Here is an 18412-nt window from a genome sequence, read left to right on the forward strand (position 1 = left end):
TAGAAACAAAATGAGGAGGTTGTTTATGACTGAAGGTAAAGGACTCGATGCATTGTTGGAGAAACATCATACCTTCGTCAGCGGCACAGCAACCCGTTACGGTGTTTCTTCGTCGATGCTTACCAATGCTATTAAAGATGGCCGAATTTCGCGTGAGGCGCGCGGCGTTTATGTTGAAGATGGTTATACATGGGATGATTTTGCAATTCTTTCGCAACGCTATAGCAGGGGCGTTTTTGCGCTTGAAACATCGTTGTATCTGTTTGGGTTGACTGATTTAATGCCAAATCGATTTGTCATGGCTTTTCCATATGGTTATCATCACTCACGATTAGAAGAGCATGGTATTGTGCCCATCTATTATGTCCCAAGTCGTTATTCACCAGGGATTGTCTCTGTCGAAACGTCCCATATGAATATTGTGCCAACTTACTCAGTGGAAAGAACGCTGCTCGATATCTGGGAACGTCCTGATGTTGCGCCATATACGCGTAATAAAGCCTTTAGAAACTATCTTGACGAATATGGGCAGGATAATAGGTCTTATGAAAAACTTGTTAAGCTTAAAGAGCAGCTGTATCCCCACAGCGATCTAACTAAACTTTTAGAGACACTTGCTTAATAAAACCAATCGTTTGGGGTTGTCAAATATAAAAAACATGCTTGTCAAAAAGCAATCGCTTCTTGGCAAGCATGTTTCATTTTCTGAACTTATTTAGTTATTGTACCTAAAGCTGTCGAATCAAAGACTACTTACCAGCCTTGATCTCATCCAACTTTGCCCGGTACTTCTTGGCTGTTGCTGTAACCCCTGCGTAGTCGCCGGTTTTGGCGGCTGCGGTGAGGTTGCTGCCGGCGCCGACTAAGCTAACGCCAGCATCGAACCAGGTTTCGAGGTTGTCGAGCGAAACGCCGCCGGTTGGCATGATGGCCAGCTGCGGGAATGGGCCGTGGAGTGCTTTGACCATGGCTGGGCCGGCAACACTGCCAGGGAAGACTTTGACCAAGTCGACACCGGCTTCGAGCGCGGTTTGAATCTCGGTTGGGGTGAAGCAGCCTGGGGTGTAAGGAATTGAGTAGAGGTTGCAGATTTTGGCAACGTCAGCGTTGAAGCTTGGGCTGACGATGAACTTGGCGCCGGCGATGATGGCCAGACGAGCTGTAGCCGGATCAAGAACGGTGCCAGCACCGATCAGCACGTCATCACGATCGGCGTACTTTTCGCTGAGTTCGTCGAGTGCCTTGTCTGCGTGCGGTACTGTGAAGGTCAGTTCGATTCCGGTCACACCGCCAGCAATCACGGCGTCAACCGTTTTAACAGCTTCATCGGCGTCATTGCCGCGAACAACAGCGACACAGCCGGTGTTCACTAACCGATTCAGGTAGTCATATTTTTGCATGTTTGTTTGTTCTCCTTAAACTTGTTTTGTAACAAAGAAATCACGTACTTAGTGAAGCATGAAAGAGGATAAAGCGTTTTTATGCTTTACCTATATCATTAAGACCCGTTTTCATAAACTTGTCAAGTTGTGATCGTGTTGGGTAGCCGGTGTTGTCGCCTGCTGACTGGATGGCCAAGGCACCGATAGCATTACCGCGGCTAGCTGCTTCAGCAGGGGAGCGGCCTTCGAGCAATGCACTGATGACACCAAGCGCAAAGCCGTCGCCTGCACCGACCGTGTCAACGATGTGCGTCGCTCGAAAACCTGGCGACAACTGACCCGGGACGTCACGGCCTAACAGATACGCGCCTTGTTTGCCGACTTTGACAATGACGAGTTGCGTCTGCGGGCTTTGGTCAAGGTAGAAGTGGGCGATGGTTTCTGGATCATCGCTACCCACCAAGATCTTACCCTCCGCCGCACCGGGCAGCACGATGGTTGCACTTTTGGCCAACTCGTTGATGGTCGTCGCCATAGTTTGTTGATCAGGCCACAGCGCCGGACGCAAATTGGGATCAAACGTGATCATGATGCGATTGGTGATGAGCCGCTTCATCAAGCGCTTCGTTGCCGCAAGCGTTGAAGCCGAAGCTGCCGGGAAAATGCCGGTAATGTGCGCCAGCTTGACGCCTGCCAGATCAATCCGGTCAATAGCAGCCGGATCAAAATGCGCTGCTGCCGATCCGGATCGCAAGTAGTAAGTGTTCGGATCACCGTGCGTGACGCGCGCTTTAAACTCGATGCCGGTCGGGTAACGCGAGGTCGTGGTGACATTGTCTGACCCGATCCCGGCTGCCGTGAGTTGCTGGCGAATGAAAATGCCGTTGGGGTCTTCGCCAAGATGCGTGATATATTCAACTGAATGGCCCAGCCGGCTTAAACCGACTGCGACATTCAACTCAGCACCGGCCAAGTATTTGGTAAAATGTTTAGCTGTTGCGAGAGGGACATCTGCTTCTTCAGCGGCGAAAACAACAAGTGGTTCACCGATTGTCAGGCATTCATTCACGTGTGATCGTACTCCTTTAAATGTTCAGTTCTTGTTATCGTAGAAACCAAAGTAGTTGCGGGCATTACTGTAGCTGATGTTCTTGACGATGCGGCCAAGTGTCTCCAAGTCATACGGAACACGGCCTTGTTCGACTAGCTCACCGTAGAAGTTGCACAATACCCGGCGGAAATATTCATGTCGCGGGTAGGACAGGAAGCTACGTGAGTCCGTCAGCATCCCCACAAAGTTCGGCAATAGACTTTGCTGGGCAAACGTCTGCAATTGCTGATGCATCCCCTCAGCCGTGTCATTGAACCACCAAGCAGCGCCTAGTTGCAGGTGTTGCTTATCACCTTGGCCAACAAAGCTTTGCAGCATGGTGATCAATGGCATCCAGTCATTTGGATTAAGCGAATAGAAAATGACTTTTGGCAATGGGCCGCGGGCATCCATCGCTTGGAAAAGATCACGAATTTCGCCGACCAGATCCGGCTGGCTGCCCATCGCATCAAATCCGGTATCCGGACCGATCTTCTTGAGATTTGGCAGGCTCAGACTACGAGCGACATTGGCATGGAATTGCATGGTCCAGTTGAATTCATGGTTCAGATCCATCAACATTTCGACTAAGCCGGTGATATATTGATCGTTTTCTTCATCACTGACCGGGCGATTTTCGATGCCTTTTTTGATGATGGCGTCGAGCGTTTCCTGGCTTGCCGGACGGAAGTGGAAGCTGTTGAGGCCGTGGTCTGAAAGGCGGCCGCCGTGTTGGGCGAAGAAAGTGAAGCGTTGTTTCATGGCTTTCTTCAAGGAAGCAAAGTCGGTAATCTCAACACCCGCTGCTTTGCCGAGGGTCTGCAGGTATTCACCATAAGCGTTTGCGCAGATCGCCATCAGCTTGTCCGGACGCATTGCTGGCAAGACTTTGAAGCCATTAGCGTCTTCATCTTGTGCGATCAATTCGTGATAGTGCAGGTCGCTTGCCGGATTGTCGGTGGTGCAGACGACTTCGACGTGACTGCGCCGAATCAGTGCCCGCGGCGTGAATTCGGGCGTTGCCAGTTTGGCATTAGTGAGATCCCATGCTTGTTTGGCCGTGTCGCGGCTCAAGACTATGTCGCTGTTGAAGAAACGGCGTAACTCAAGGTGAGTCCACTCAAACACTGGGTTGCCCCAAGCATTTTCCATGGTTTCGCACCATGCGACGAACTTCTTGTAATCATCGCCGTCGCCGGTAATCAGTTCTTCGGGAACACCATTGGCCCGCTCAAGCCGCCACTTGTAATGGTCACCGTAAGTACCTTCGTTTAACCAAATGCGGGTAATGTTTTTGAAGTTGCGGTTTTCGTAGATTTCCTGCGGGTTGAGGTGACAGTGAAAATCGATGATGGGCAAGTCAGCGGCATATTGATGAAATAGTTCCTTCGCCGGCTCGTTGGTTAACAGAAAATCATCGTCCAAAAAGGCCATTATTTTGCACTTCCTTTTTCTAATGCTTCCCAGAGGCCGTGCAGGTACATGATGCCTAACGCGCGGTCATACAAACCGTAACCCGGGCGACCATTTTCACCCCAGATGTTGCGACCGTGGTCTGGCCGGATGTAACCATCATAGTCTAAGTCGTGCAGGGCTTTCATAATTTCGTACATGTCCAGTGATCCGTCTTTAGAAAGGTGGTCGGATTCGTGAAAGTCGCCTTCCTTATTCATGAACTTGATGTTGCGAGCGTGAATGAACGGTGCCCGGTCTTTCTTGACGAATTCACGGATGATGGCAGGCACGTCATTGTCCGGATTTTCGCCCAATGAACCGGTGCAGATGGTAAATCCATTATAACGAGATTCATGCATGCCTTCAATGACACGCATGTCTTCGGCGTTCTTGTAAACCCGTGGCAGACCGAATAATTCGCGTGGCGGATCGTCGGGGTGCATCGCCATGCGGACGTCATACTTCTCGCAAGTTGGGATGATGGCGTCAAGGAAGTACTTCATGTTTTCGCGCAATTTGGCGGCATCAACATTTGCGTAGGCTTTAAACAGGCGTTCGATTTCGGCCAAACGTTCCGGTTCCCAACCAGGGAGAATATAGCCTTCGGAATTGTTGCGAACCGATTCGATGATGTCATGCGGATCGTCTTTCAGATACTGATGCTGGAAGGCCATGACGTTGCTGCCGTCTTTTAGCTGATAGTGAAGGTTGGTCCGCAACCAGTCGAAGATCGGCATGAAGTTGTAGCAAATGACTTTGATGCCGTATTCAGACAGATTTTTAATGGTTTCTTTGTAGTTTTCGATGTACTTGTCGCGAGATGGCAGGCCAATCTTGATATCATCGTGAATGTTAACGGATTCGATGACTTCGAGCTTTAAGCCGGCATCTTCGACCTGTTTTTTCAAAGCAGCAATTTTTTCTTTTGGCCAGACGTCGCCAACCGGAACATCGAATAAGGCACCTACGACTTGGTCAGTACCAGGGATTTGGCGGATTTGTTGCAAGGTGATTGGGTCATCTTTTTCGCCGAACCAGCGAAAACCCATTTTTAAATCAGACATAAAATCAAAGCTCCTTTTCGTGATCTTGACGGAATTGTTCAAGCGTCTTGGCAACCGCACCAGGGCCGGCGATCAGTTTCTTGAAGTCGGCTTCAACTTGATCAGCCAAATCGATTTGATACAGGTCATGGCCGAAGATCTGGGCGTTCCTCAAAATTGGCTTGAGGGCGGCGTGAACGTCGGCATCGCTGCCTAATTTGATGTCGGCAACGTATGGCTGCAATTGATCCAGCAGCGGGTCGCGGCTTGGCGTGAAGGCATTGCCCTTGTCGTCCAGCGCCATCAAGTAACGGCACCAGCCAGCGAGGATCAATGGAATGGCCTTCAGCTGTTTGACGCTGTCAGGGCCCTTGTCCAAATAGTGTTGAAGCGTAACGCCATAACGGATCGGGATCTTCTGTGACGTATCGCTGGCAATCCGTTGCGGCGTATCCGGAATATTCTTGTTAGGCAAGCGCTTGGTGATCAGCTGATCCAGGAATTTCTTTGGATTGATAATCTTTGGGTCCTTAACCACCGGCAAATCTTCTTTATAGCCAAGATACTTGATCAAGGTGAGCAGATCAGGATTTTCGACTTCAGAGGCGATTGAGGTGTAACCCAGCAGATTACCGTAGATGGCCAGTGCGGTGTGCAACGGGTTCAAGCAGGCGGTGACTTTCATCTGATCGGCATCGTTAACCGTGTCGCGATCGGTGAGAATGACGCCAGCGTTTTCCAATGGTGGCCGACCGTTCGGGAAGCTGTCTTCGATAACTAGATAATGCGTTTCTTCGGTATTACCGAATGGCGCAATGTTGGTGTGCTTTGGCGTGTGGACGATGGTGGTGTCCTCAAAACCTTCTGCCTTCAGCTTGTCAGCGACATTTTGCGCAGGGTTCGGGGTGATCCGGTCGATCATGGACCACGGGAAGCTGACGCGCTTAGGATCAGTCAGATAGTCGATGAAGCCTTGGGTGACCGTGTCGTTCTTGGCCCAACCTTTAGCAATCGTCAAAATGCCGTCTTCGTAACGTTTGCCGTTTTCGGAGAAATTGTCGGTGCTGACCATGGCAATTGGCTTGGCGCCTGCTTTATAACGAGCTAACAGCAAGCGAGCGATGGCGCCCATGTTGGTAACGGCATCATCCGGTTTGCCGGCGATATCGGCTTCGGCTGCTGGGGTCAGCTTACCGTTGATATCGGTGAGTTGATAACCTTTTTCGGTAATGGACATGGTGACCAGTTGCAGGGATGGCTTGGTGAAAATGTCTTTCAAGCGTTCCCAGCCGGCTGGATTGCTCTTGTTGTAGTAGATGGCCTCGGCAACACTGGCAATCAGCGTCTTATCAAGGGTGCCATCCGGTTGCATGACAACCTGCAAAACCCGATCGTTGTAAGGCTTGTAAATGTCAGCCGGAACGTCGCCATCGTAGGTTTCGGCAACAATGACACCGGACTTGAGCTTGCCGGTATTCAGCAAATCTTGCGCGATTTTCGCATGGAAGCAGCGGAAAAGGTTCCCACCACCAAAGTGTACCCAGACCGGATTGACTTGGGTTGATTGCTTCATTTGTTCTTGATCAAATTGCGGAACAGCGATGCCGGCTGCCTTGAATTCATCAGCCTTTGCTTGATAATCGTCGGTTAACTTAACCACAATGATGAACCTCCTCATATACTAATATATCAGAACCACACCCATAATATAGCACGCTTTAGGTAAAATGGAAAGCGCTATCAGTTATCTTTTGACATTTCGCAAAATAAAATTGTGATGCAGACTTAGCAGATCAACTGCATTGGTTCAAGGTCTAAAAAAGCCAGACCAACAATAGTTAATCTGACTTTTCTGAGTGCTATTTCTTGTTGGCGTTGACGCCCTTGCCCGGTGCCCAGTCGTCCATAAGGTTGGCTGGATATGGGTTAAGTTTGAACGCTTCGTCTTCGCGTGGCTGGCTTTCGTTCACCGGTCCGAAGGCTTTGTGTAAGGTGACCGTACCCCATGCCGGAACGGTGACGTGTTGCCAAGCATAGGCGCCGTCACGGTTAATGGTGACTTCGGCGTCCAGTGGCTTGCCAGACGGGTTGTAGATATGTGCCGCAATCGAGCCATCCGGTGCCAGGAAAGCGACAGACCCGAGGCCGCCAGTGTAGCCATCTTGGGTGTAGTTGGTTGACCCAATGACGATGGAGCCAGGTGCGACATCCTGGTTAAAGTTGCGCAACATATAGTATTCAAGGTTACGCTGTACTTTACCGGTTTTATGATCAATGGGGACCACGCCACGGCGACCGGTTGCGCCAACCTGATTCGGCAGGCCGCGTTCGTCCAAAGCGATGTTCCAAAGATCGATCATATTCAAGCCTTGGCGAACGAGCCAGTTACCAATGAGTCCCATCATGATATGAGAGGCATCTTCCGGGGTTTCTTCGATCATGCAACGCCGTTCGGTCATGGCCAAATGCCAGTTTGGATTCAAGCGACTGCCTTTAAACAGGTTGGTGTATGGCCCATCGTAAGTATGGAAGGCAAAACCGTCAAAGGCTGCGGCTTCATCAGGGGTGACGAGTTCGCTAAGCGGCTTGTCAATGACATCCAATACGTTCAGACTGCCATCCCAGAAGTACATCTTCGTATCCGGGAATGTTTTATCCAACGCTGGCCGCAAGTACTTATAGCCGAATTTTGCCAATTGCGGAATTGTCCAGATCATGGCTGGCCAAGCCGGCGCGTTGGAAGGCTCATTTTGAATGCTCAAGGCGTAAATCGGAATGCCATATTTACGGTATTCTTCGAGGTAGCGAACAAAGTACTGCGCGTAAACGCCTTCAAAAGTATCCTTAACTGCATAGCCGTTGTTGGTGTATTCACCAAACCGCAAGTGACCGCCCATGTTGAGCTGACCGGTACTCTTCATCCATGCCGGTGCCGACCACGGGGATGCCATGATTTTAACGGCGGGATTGATGGCCAGGATTTCCTGAAGAACTGGAATGAGGTACTTCAAATCCTTCGTGGCATCGGAAGCGCCCGGTTCGCCTTCGCCTATCGAGAATTTCGCTAGGGAAGCATCGTGTTCACCAAACGGCACATCATCATAAGTGTAAAATGGCTGGCTGGCCGGTTCGCAGGAACCCAGCGGAACACGAATCGTGGAAAAATGACCTTGCTCAGGATCGAAAAGTTCATGTAACAACTCACTGCGCTGTTCTTTACTTTGCTTCCAGATTAAAGAAGCAGCAGCATCGGTAATCGCAGCGCCGGCACCGATCCATTCTTGATGTTGGTCAGCTGGATCAATGACGATTTTCGCACCGTTGCCAGGTTGCACAGTCGGTTGTGGTGTTGGCAGATGGTCACGCTTTTGGCTTAAATCACCCGCAGTGGCAGTCCAAAATTCGGTTGGGTATAAGCCGGAATCTTTTGTGGTCATGTTTAATAAGCATCCTTTCTTGCGTCTATCGCTAACAGTTACTTCTATTCAATTGATTACCGAACACGTTTGATGGCGGCAATCAGAATACCACCAAGGATTTCCATCGCAACCGCAAACATGAAGACGGCCTGATAACCGAATCCTTCAACAATCGCGGAAGCAACCATGGCACCCAGCATCTGGCCTAATGTGTTGGCTAAGTTGATTAAGCCAAGGTCCTTGCCGGCAGTATCGGAAGATGGCAGAACATCCATGTTCAACGCACCATCGACAGAGTTGTACAAGCCATTACCAAAAGCAGCGATAACAGCGTAAGCAAACATTGCCCAGGCTTCTTTGACAAACAGTGGGAACAACGCAGCAATTGCCAACGCGAACGTCGCGATCACAACTGGGCCTTTAACCCGCTTCATTTTATCAGCAAGTGGTCCGCCGACTAAAGCAAAGAAGACGCCGATAAACAGCATGATGGACGAGAAGATTGAAATGGATCCGCCCGCTTGCTTGGTGCTTTGGCCAATATAGTCGGTAAAGATGAATAGCAAGAAAGTCGTTACAATTGTTGAACCAACAACCATCAGGAATTTACCGGATAATGCCAGGTAGAAATCACGTGCATCATGCGTCGGGAAGAAGAAGTACTTCTTCAGGGATTCCTTATCAAGCTTGATCTTAGGATCGCTTAGGTTGCTCTTTTCATTAATTAACAAAACGTGGATAACCGCCAAAACAACAGTGGTTGCCGCCATGACGTAAATACCGACTTTAACGTTGCCAAGGAACTGGGCAGCTAGCAGCGCGAAGCCTTGTTGCGCAATGGTAAAACCGACACCGTAGAAAGTTGACACCGTGCCACGCCATTTAGGTGCCACACGATCCGATATTTGCGGATAAATCGCAGCCGCAATGGCATTTTCCGCCGCCGCAGCAATAATCCAAATGAAGATAATCGCAGTAATCGACGTTAAGTTAGCAATAACAACTAACGAAATCGCGATGGCTAAAGTACCAAGAACAATGTAAGGCTTCCGTTTCCCGAAACGCGTCCGGGTCACATCGGAAAAGGCCCCGAATAGCAAGTTGGCAATCGCACCGGTGATCGATGCGACTGTTGCCAAAATACCGACCGCCCAAACCTTATGTGCGGCATCAATCTGACTGAACAATTGTGGAATTAAAACGCTTCGGGTCGAACCAATTGGCCCATACCAGCAAAGCGGTGCAATAAACATCGCAGTAGCAACGCCGAATGGTAGTTTCGGCTGCTGTGAATCTTGAATCTTCGCATTAGTGACAACCCCAACCGTCGTCTTAACGGCTTTAGGGTCGCTCTCAAGTTTATTTGCCATTTTTTTCACTCCCATGAAATTAAATAATTGGCTTGGATCGTTGAATCATGAAACATAATGGCCTCATTCCTATGCCGTCTGCCGTGCATCCCTTCTTTCTTTATATATATGTCGTGCGGGATGATCCCTGTCAGAATATCAATTCGTTAAGGATGGGGGGCTTGATAAGTCCTGATTGTTCAGCATCTAGTCGTATAAATGCCGGACTGAAGGTAACACTCAATGAATTGATATATTAGTATATCGTTACAAGTGTCATGTTAGCGCTTACTAAAAACACTGTCAACCCCTTACTAAAATATTAATATTCGAGATCCTAAAACTTGGCCGATAAGAGGGAAGGCCTAAAATAGCAAGCCCTTACTTGGCGATTTTAGAGCCTTTATGGTTATTTTGCCTGAGCTAAGAGACTAATTTGTGCAAAAAGCGACAAGTAAATTTTTGGATTTTCTGCATGGATAAAAGAGTCAGATAATTGTGAAGTGTTGGGTTGCTCTTTGCGGGTACGATCAAGTCTTAAATCATAGAAGTTTTCTTTCTTCTAATTGGGACGATCTTCATGCCCTGATCGGCAGTCCAGTTTGAGAATTATTTACTGACGATGTATGGCAGACACTTCCGCAGCAAAACCACAATATGAATTAAAAATTGATCATGACGACAAATAAGCATGACAAATCTCAGAAAGTCAGGTTAAATAAGGGTAAGTTATTGACATCGACGCTACTGATATATTAGTATAATCAAATAGGGCGTGATAGCGCTTACTGGCTTTTTAAAAATTAAAGTAGTTAGTTTCCGAGGCAACATCTTTTTAGAAAGGCTGGGATGTTATACAATTAAGTGATGAAGTGAAAAAAGAAGGAAGGGTGACGCCCATGCAAATTTCGAATTATCAAGATGAGGCTTATACCGCCATCAAACAGATGATTCTTAGCATGCAGCTGACCCCCGGGGAAAAAGTCGACAAGACTGAATTGAGCGCACAACTCAAGATAGGTGCGACCCCGATCCGGGAGGCCATTATCCGTTTACGGCGTGAAGGACTGTTTGATGTCATTCCGCAGAGCGGTACTTATGTTTCAAAAATTAATCTGGAAGAAATGTACCAAGGCCGTTTTGCCCGGGTCAATTTGGAAAGAACGATTGTGGCAGAGGCGGTTAAGATCATGACGCCTGAACAAATCAATAAGTTGGAACAACAGGTTGCGCTGCAAGGTGTTTATGAACACTCACGAGACTATGACCATTTCTTTGATCTGGACCATGATTTTCACGAGATTTTCTATATAGCCGATCACAAGCAGTATGTCTGGATCTGGGTGCAACAAATGAATCTGCAATTCAATCGGTATCGCTATTTGCGGTTGGAAGCGAGCGGCTTGCAGTGGCACAACATCGTAACGGAGCATCAGGCGATTGTCGATGCTGCCAAAGCCAAAGATGCCGAACTGGCGAGTCGTTTGATTGCCGATCACTTGTTGGCGATTGATGATGATGTCAAAACCGTTCTGGCAGCTTATCCGGATTATTTTGAAGGACAGGCAACTACGAATCACCAACCTAACTAATTCTGTCTCATAACGAACATTGCCTACTGTAAGCGCGATCGTGCCCTCACGAAAGGAAGGCTTACAGATGACAAAAGTATTAACATTCGGCGAGATGATGCTGCGACTAAAACCGTACGATCATCAGCGGATTCTTCAAGCGTCGGGTTTTGAAGCCAATTATGGCGGCTCCGAAGCTAATGTGGCGGTTTCTTTGGCATTACTTGGTGATCAAGCACAGTATGTCACCAAGCTGCCAGATAACGCGCTGGGTGACACGGCACGTAATACCATTCGCGGCCTTGGTGTCGATACGCACAAAATTTTGCGCGGCGGCCCACGCTTGGGAATCTATTTTTTTGAAAAAGGCGCCAGTGTGCGCAATACGAATGTCGTGTACGATCGTGCCGGCAGTTCGTTTGCGACCGCTGATGCTGACGAATTCGATTGGGCCAGTCTGCTTAAAGACGTGGCCTATTTTTATTTTTCCGGGATTACCCCTGCCATCAGCCCTGCGATGAAAACGGCGATTGAGTCAGCCGTGAAGTACTGCGCTGCCCATGATATTACGGTTGTTTGTGATATGAATTATCGTGGCAAAATGTGGTCACCAACTGAGGCGCAGAGCTTTTTTGCTAAAGTGATGCCGTATATCACGATTGTTTTGGCAAACGATGAAGATTTTGAAGCGACACTAGGCATCAAGGCGTTTGATGGCAACATGGCAACCGGGATTGATCAGATTGATAGTTTCAAAGCCGGGATGCTGCAGGTGATGAAGCAATGGCCGAATGTCAAAACCGTTGCCAGTGTTGTCCGTAATATTCATTCAGTTGAAGATAGCTGGTGGACTGGCTTGCTGGCTGAAAATGGCAAGACGTATCAAGGCCCGACTTTTCATATGCATGTCATGGAAGGCGTTGCGTCCGGCGATGCTTTTGGTGCCGGCTTGATGCATGCTACCTTGCATGATTTTGATCCGCAAGCCAAAATCAACTATGCCATTTCCGCCAGTGTTCTCAAGTTGACGATCAGCGGTGATCTGAATTTGATTACCGATGCCGATGTGCGCGCTGTGATGGCCACAGGCAGCGGTGTTGATCGTTAGCAAGGTGAACAGGAAGCGAGGATGAGCAAATGCACACTTTGACAATTGATGGCGACCAGCTGCAATTGGAGCAAAATGAAGCGAATACGATCAAAGGTTTTGGACTCTTAAGCTGCAATAATACGTCACGTTTGTTGATGGATTATAAATGGGAACAGCCGCAAGTGTATCAGCAGGTGCTCCAGCATTTATTTGGCGGCGAACACCCGCTGATGCGCATGCTGAAGGTAGAGCTGGGCAGTGACTCGAACACCTCTTGCGGAACCGAACCGGCACCAAAACGGGCAGCTGACGAACCAGCTGACGTTGCGCGCGGCATGGGTTTTCAATTAATCGCAGACGCCAAAAAGATTCAGCCGGACTTAAAAACCTGCATGCTGCGTTGGGCCGAACCCGGTTTTCTGCGGCCAAGCTGGCAACAGGTGAAGTCTGATGATCCGGATCAAAAAGTGCCGACCGCCTCTTTTGAAGGGATGTACCAATATTACAAGCAAACCGTCATCGCGGCTTGGCAGGCTTACGGTTATGTGTTCGATTACATTGATCCTGACCGTAACGAAACCAAGCACCCGATGTACCGCTATCTCAAATGGTTCGCGCACCGCTTGCAACATGATGAGGACGGTTTTCCGGAAGGCTTCCCGCTGGCAAAATACCATGCGATTAAGCTGATCACTTCCGACCAGAATTACGGCACCGATATGGGAACCGCGCTGCTGAACGATCCTGAGTTACAGGCGGTGATTCCGGCGGTTGGCTACCATTACAATACCGATGACGGGCCGGATCATCCTTTTACGCAAATCGCCGATCGCCTGCACAAGGAAGTCTGGTATAGCGAAGGCGTTGCGCCGGTCACATTTGGCACATTGCGGGTTCAAGACACAACCGGAATCGGCATTGGCGGTTTTATCAGCGCTTTGGACATTGCCAATCGGTTGGTCAAAAGTTATGCGCGTTCCCGGCGTAGTCTGTACATTTTCCAACCGGCAATTGGCGGCTTGTATCCGGGCGCAAAATATCCGGGCAAGCAGCTGCTGGAAATGGATACGCCATGGTCGGGTTACTTCCAGCAGGACACAGTCGGCTTAGCGGTCATGCATCATTTTACCGATTTTACCTTGACCGGTTGGCGTGACCAGACGGCGGACAAGAACTGGCGGTATGTGCCGAGTGCCACTGTGAGCGAGGTGGCCGGCACCGAGAACCTAAGCCAGGCTTTTGGTGCGGCGAGCGCGATGACTTTGGTTGCGCCGGATCGTACGGATTACACGGTGATTCTAGTCAACGATACCAGTGCGCCGCAGCGTTATCAGGTGAACGTGAAGGATTTGCCGGTAGCCGGCAAGTCGTTACATGTTTGGCAGACATGGGCCGATGAAAAAGGCAAGATCCACGACCGCGAAAAGGTGGCAACACTCACGCCAAAAGAGGGTGTCGTCACGTTATCGATTGCACCACGGGCCATTGTCAGTGCGACAACTGCGGATTTCCAACCACAGGCACATTTGGCGAGCCCAGCTGTGAGTGAGGATCAACCGCTGCAACAAGATCCTGAAAAGTACGTTCTTTTCCATGATGATTATGCGTATGCAGACATGCCAGCGGACTATCTCAAGCGGCGTGGCGGGACACCGCGGTATACAACCGATATGGATGGTGCTTTTGAGGTGGTTGAGCATGCCGGAAAACAGGTGTTGCAGCAACAGATCACTGAGCAGTCACGGGCGTTGGCTTGGGAAACACAAACCGACCCGAACTTCACGGCTGGTGACATTCGCTGGCTGAATTATGCCGCAGCGTTGACGTTCACGTTTGATACCACGACGCAGCAAAATACGGTGAGCGCGAATTATGTCGGCTTAGGTGTCCGCAGTGTGGATGACTTTGAAGGTAGCTTATTCTCCGCACCGTATGCCGCCACGATCACGGTGGGCGGTAAGCTGCGATTTTACGTGCGCGGGGCGTTGCAGACAACCTTGGATGTCCCGGTGTTTGATGCCGATGCCAGCCATCATCTGGTGGTCGAGGCAACGGAGCGACACATCACCGTGCAAGTCAATGGCAAAACATATGTTACTTATGATGATCCAAGCAACCGGCCGGGATTAGCTGGGCAGGTGAAGGTCGGCACCGGTTATTTCAAGACCGTGATTCATAATCTGACGGTGACAAGTACGTCGGCGACCGCGGTCTTAGGGCATCGACGTGATGACTTGGATGCTGGTTTAGCGTTTAGTGACGAACATTGGGCGCGCATTGCAGCCCGATTCCCGCATGCATGGGAACGGTCGCAGTCAACCGGCAGCCAAGGCGCAACGCTTGATTTTGATACTGAAGGTACCGGTTTTGTGCTATTTGGTACGCAAGATCAGCCAAGTCGCTTACGGATCACTGTGGACGGTCGTGCTCAAGAAGTTGTCCCGCTGAAAGCTTTGGCCAAGCAGCCCAACACGATGGTGACGGACTTAGCAGCCGGGCAACATCATGTCACCGTGACGGTTATTGATGGTAGCTATACCTTTGACGGTGTGGCCCCGATTCTGTAGTCAACGCGTGATGCAGATACTGACAGCACTTTTCAAAGGAAGGTGAGTCAGGTGACCCAGTCAGTTGATGGGTATTTAATGAGCTATTTTACTGGTGAGCAGTACCAAAATGGCGAACAAATTTACTTTGCGCTGAGTCGGGATGGCCTGCATTTTACAGCGCTGCAGGGCAATACGCCGGTCGTAACCAACCAACTCGGGACACATGGCGCCCGCGATCCGTTTCTGTTTCAGACGCAGAACGGCGATTACGTTTTGCTGGCAACGGATTTGCGTATGTATGGCCACACGGAATCCGGCGCCTGGACCCACGCCGAGGTTGCTGGCAGTGATCAACTGCTCGTCTGGCATTCCAAGGATTTAGTCACATGGGATCAAGGGGAGAGTGTTACGTTAGGGCCCCATTTTGGCTGTGTCTGGGCACCGGAGGCCATCTTTGATCCTGATCACGGGGATGATCGGCTGTTCTGGTCGGCGACGGATACCACGGAGACGCCCAAAAGGTTACGCATCTATTCAGCCCACACCAAAGATTTTCAGCATTTTACAACGCCGGAAGTTTATCTTAGCGATGCGACTTATGATGTGATTGATCTCGATGTGGTTGCAGCGGATGACGGGTTTTATCGGTTCTGGAAACTGAATCAGCGCGGGCAAGTGGTGATGGATCGCGTGCAGCATTTGGATGATGCCGCTGATCAGCCGATTGCGTCGACTTATTTGGCTAAGATGCAACGCGTGGAAGGGCCGCAAGCCTATCAATTGCCGGATGGTCAGTGGTGTTTGTTGTTGGATCAAGTGAACAATGACGTCCGGGCTTATGTGCCGGCACTGACCGATGATCTTGCCAGCGGTCAATTCACGCAGCCATCTGCGGCGACCTATCAGTTGCCAGACCGGCCGCGCCACGGATCGGTACTGGCAATTGATCAGACGGACTATGCGCGGCTGAATAAACATTGGCAGTGAAAATGATTTAGTGAGTAAGAAAAACGATCTAGGTTCATGTGCGAGTCACCATGATAATGAAATAGCCGTATCCCGGTTTTGGGGTACGGCTATTTTTTTAGGTAGACTGTTCATTTCAGAGATAACTTAGATTTTTTGATCGACGCTATACTTTGACTGTTCGCGCTTCTGTTGCCTGACTTCATTTTACTGGTTTAAGGCGTCTTCATTGGCTTTAGTGGTTTTCTACGACTAATCATTTTCGTGCATCCAATCATGGAAGGCGGGGGATTTTTCTGGGTCATAATGGCCACGTTTATCGAGGTTGACGACTTCAGTGGGTGTATTCTTGAACAAATCTGCCCACTCATCAGCAGTCGGCAATGCGCGGATAACAATTTTATCATCATTGCTAGTATGTGACTGACACGGAAAAGATTTTTGGGCCAGTATCATTGTCTGTGTGCGCGCTAGGGATTAAAATGAGACCGTAAAAATAACGATATAGGACATGCTGTCAGCTTTCATTCAAAGACACAAAGGCAGCGAGGTGAAGATCGTGAAAGTTTTATATAAAGGTCAACCAGCTGAAGTTTGGGAGATCAGCAGAACCAACGAACAACCAGATTGGGTGAAGTTAGCATTTGAAGAGAATTATCTCTATTGGATGGACAATCACCTACGCGTTTTGATGAGCGGCCTGAACCCGTCTATGGGAACTAACTTAAAGTTCGGGGCAGTTGGTACGGTTGGCGGCGGTTTTGCTGGTTATGACATGTATGTGCTGGGCTATCCGGGTGACTATTTGGACGTGACCAATCATCGAGTTGTTTCTAAGAAAAAGTTTCTGAAGCAATATCAGGTGCTGGAAGATGCTTGAGTGAAAATGTGGGGCCGCCTGTTTGATCAACATGATTAGTTTTTGCATAACAAAAGACCGTAAACTTCGCCGACAAATTTGGCAAAGTTTATGGTCTTTCTTTTTGATTTGGAAATGACATTTTAGCAGGGTACAATTATGCGACTTGTTGACGCCTGTCACCCAACCGCCACTGGATGAAGAAGGTTAGTGCTGCCAACCCAGCTAGCAGGAAGAAGTCGATCTGACTGCCGGCAGCCTCGGCACCAGTGGGGGCGAGGCGTTGTTGCAAGGTGATGATGGCTGATAGACTGGCAGTGCCTAGTGAACCGGCGTATTGTTGCAGGGTATTGAACAACGAGTTGATGTCGGCTTTTTCCGGGCCGTTGACCATGGTGCTGGCATCAGACATGGTGTTGCCGAAGCCGAAATTGAAGCCCACCCGAAAAATCAGATAAAAGCCGACGACCATCGCCATGCCTAGTTGATGCGTGAACAGACCGAGCAACATGGCACCGACAATCATGGCGGCATCGCTGATCAACAATAACCAATGGGCTCCGAAGCGATCATACAAGGTGCCGCCAATCGGTGAAACTGCCGCGCCGAGCAAAGAGCCGGGCAATAATAGCAATCCGGCAACAGAAGCATTGGTGTGCAGGACATTTTCGGCAAACATCGGAATGACAAAAGCGATGCCGACGTTACCAAACTGCAGAATGAAGAAATTAATCGCACGGGCGCGAATGCCTGGGTGTTTGAGTAATGAAAAATTGAGTAACGGTGTTGATGTATGCCGCAAATGAAGACTCATGCCGATGATAGCGATGGCTAACGCGGCAGCATAAACCCAGAAAGTAATGGTGATGCCAGCTGCCGTGAATTGATCGAGCAGTTCGATGAGTGAAAATAAACCTACCGCCAATAGTAAGAAGCCGATGAAGTCGAAGCGATCGGTGGTGGTGCGTGCTTTAACGCGAATGGTTGCTTCACCCATGGACCAGACTAATAAAATGACAGGCAATACCAGCCAGAAAATCATGCGCCATGATGCGTAGTAAGTTAACAAACCGCCGTATGTTGGGCCTAATGCTGGCGCCAATGACGTGACAACGCTCGCCATGCCGACGTAAAGGCCGAGATGCGCCTGGGGGATTAGGGTCAGAATCAGATGAAACATCAAAGGTGTCGAGACCCCAGTCGCTAACGCCTGTAGTAGCCGGCCGGCAAAAAGGATCGGAAAGTTCGGCGCCCAGATACATAGCAGCGTTCCGGTTAAGGCACACAAAATGGCCCCACGAAACAAGGAGCGCGTGTTAAAACGGCGTAATAAAAAAGCAGTCGTACTCATGACCAACGTGACCATCAATAAGTAGCCAGAAGTGAGCCATTGAACCGTCGATAAGTACACATGCAACGATTTGATCAACGTGGGAAAGGTGACATTCATCGACGTTTCAACCAAAATACCGACAAACGTCAGCAATCCTGCCGATAAAATAGCCAGTTGGATGCGATGTGAGACAGGTGAAGTCTTCATGTGTGTGCCTTCGTTTCTATAATTTCGCCTGAAATAGACCTGGGACACTGCTGACGATAGCAGATTTCTAAGCAGCGCGCAAACGGTTTCATGCGGTGG

The 18412-nt window shown here is 49.4% G+C and carries 14 protein-coding genes; 6 read left to right on the plus strand and 8 right to left on the minus strand.

Features of this window, described 5'->3' with window-relative positions:
- The first annotated feature begins 25 nt into the window (after positions 1–25).
- The gene (locus BVJ53_RS04315) at positions 26–622 is read left to right on the plus strand and encodes a type IV toxin-antitoxin system AbiEi family antitoxin domain-containing protein (RefSeq protein ID WP_129301317.1); all 597 of its coding nucleotides are present in this window, start codon (positions 26–28) and stop codon (positions 620–622) included.
- A gap of 127 nt (positions 623–749) precedes the next feature.
- Here BVJ53_RS04315 and BVJ53_RS04320 read toward each other — a convergent pair whose 3' ends face one another.
- The 7 genes from BVJ53_RS04320 to BVJ53_RS04350 all read right to left on the minus strand — a co-directional run bounded on the left by BVJ53_RS04320 (position 750) and on the right by BVJ53_RS04350 (position 9759).
- Positions 750–1400: a bifunctional 4-hydroxy-2-oxoglutarate aldolase/2-dehydro-3-deoxy-phosphogluconate aldolase gene (locus tag BVJ53_RS04320; RefSeq protein WP_129301318.1), complete on the minus strand. Its 651-nt coding sequence runs from the start codon at positions 1398–1400 to the stop codon at positions 750–752.
- Positions 1401–1479: 79 nt separating this feature from the next.
- The gene (locus BVJ53_RS04325; protein ID WP_129301319.1) at positions 1480–2451 is read right to left on the minus strand and encodes a sugar kinase; all 972 of its coding nucleotides are present in this window, start codon (positions 2449–2451) and stop codon (positions 1480–1482) included.
- A gap of 24 nt (positions 2452–2475) precedes the next feature.
- Positions 2476–3906 carry a glucuronate isomerase gene (gene uxaC, locus BVJ53_RS04330; protein WP_129301320.1) on the minus strand — a complete coding sequence of 477 codons (1431 nt, stop codon included), beginning with the start codon at positions 3904–3906 and terminating at the stop codon, positions 2476–2478.
- Positions 3906–4991, minus strand: coding sequence for a mannonate dehydratase (gene uxuA / locus BVJ53_RS04335; RefSeq protein WP_129301321.1), 1086 nt, complete (start codon positions 4989–4991; stop codon positions 3906–3908). Before uxuA ends, uxaC begins: the two co-directional genes overlap by 1 nt.
- Positions 4992–4995: 4 nt before the next feature.
- Positions 4996–6630 (minus strand): mannitol dehydrogenase family protein, encoded by a 1635-nt coding sequence (locus BVJ53_RS04340; protein WP_129301322.1) that lies wholly within the window; start codon positions 6628–6630, stop codon positions 4996–4998.
- 199 nt (positions 6631–6829) lie between these two features.
- The gene (locus tag BVJ53_RS04345; RefSeq protein WP_129301323.1) at positions 6830–8407 is read right to left on the minus strand and encodes a glycoside hydrolase family 30 protein; all 1578 of its coding nucleotides are present in this window, start codon (positions 8405–8407) and stop codon (positions 6830–6832) included.
- 56 nt (positions 8408–8463) lie between these two features.
- Complete coding sequence (locus BVJ53_RS04350; protein WP_129301324.1) at positions 8464–9759, minus strand: MFS transporter; 1296 nt, start codon at positions 9757–9759, stop codon at positions 8464–8466.
- Between the two features lie 878 nt (positions 9760–10637).
- Between BVJ53_RS04350 and BVJ53_RS04355 the strand changes: the two genes are divergently transcribed.
- From BVJ53_RS04355 to BVJ53_RS04380, 5 genes are all read left to right on the plus strand, one after another.
- The gene (locus BVJ53_RS04355; protein ID WP_129301325.1) at positions 10638–11330 is read left to right on the plus strand and encodes a GntR family transcriptional regulator; all 693 of its coding nucleotides are present in this window, start codon (positions 10638–10640) and stop codon (positions 11328–11330) included.
- A 67-nt stretch (positions 11331–11397) separates the two neighbouring features.
- Complete coding sequence (locus tag BVJ53_RS04360; RefSeq protein ID WP_129301326.1) at positions 11398–12417, plus strand: sugar kinase; 1020 nt, start codon at positions 11398–11400, stop codon at positions 12415–12417.
- A gap of 29 nt (positions 12418–12446) precedes the next feature.
- Complete coding sequence (locus tag BVJ53_RS04365; protein ID WP_129301327.1) at positions 12447–14966, plus strand: glycoside hydrolase family 30 protein; 2520 nt, start codon at positions 12447–12449, stop codon at positions 14964–14966.
- Positions 14967–15017: 51 nt separating this feature from the next.
- Positions 15018–15935 (plus strand): glycoside hydrolase family 43 protein, encoded by a 918-nt coding sequence (locus BVJ53_RS04370; protein ID WP_129301328.1) that lies wholly within the window; start codon positions 15018–15020, stop codon positions 15933–15935.
- A gap of 538 nt (positions 15936–16473) precedes the next feature.
- Positions 16474–16794: a hypothetical protein gene (locus tag BVJ53_RS04380; RefSeq protein ID WP_129301329.1), complete on the plus strand. Its 321-nt coding sequence runs from the start codon at positions 16474–16476 to the stop codon at positions 16792–16794.
- Between the two features lie 136 nt (positions 16795–16930).
- Here BVJ53_RS04380 and BVJ53_RS04385 read toward each other — a convergent pair whose 3' ends face one another.
- Positions 16931–18313 carry an MFS transporter gene (locus tag BVJ53_RS04385; RefSeq protein WP_129301330.1) on the minus strand — a complete coding sequence of 461 codons (1383 nt, stop codon included), beginning with the start codon at positions 18311–18313 and terminating at the stop codon, positions 16931–16933.
- Positions 18314–18412 lie beyond the last annotated feature (99 nt).

This window comes from Lacticaseibacillus chiayiensis, assembly GCF_004123795.1.
Lineage (GTDB): Bacteria > Bacillota > Bacilli > Lactobacillales > Lactobacillaceae > Lacticaseibacillus > Lacticaseibacillus chiayiensis.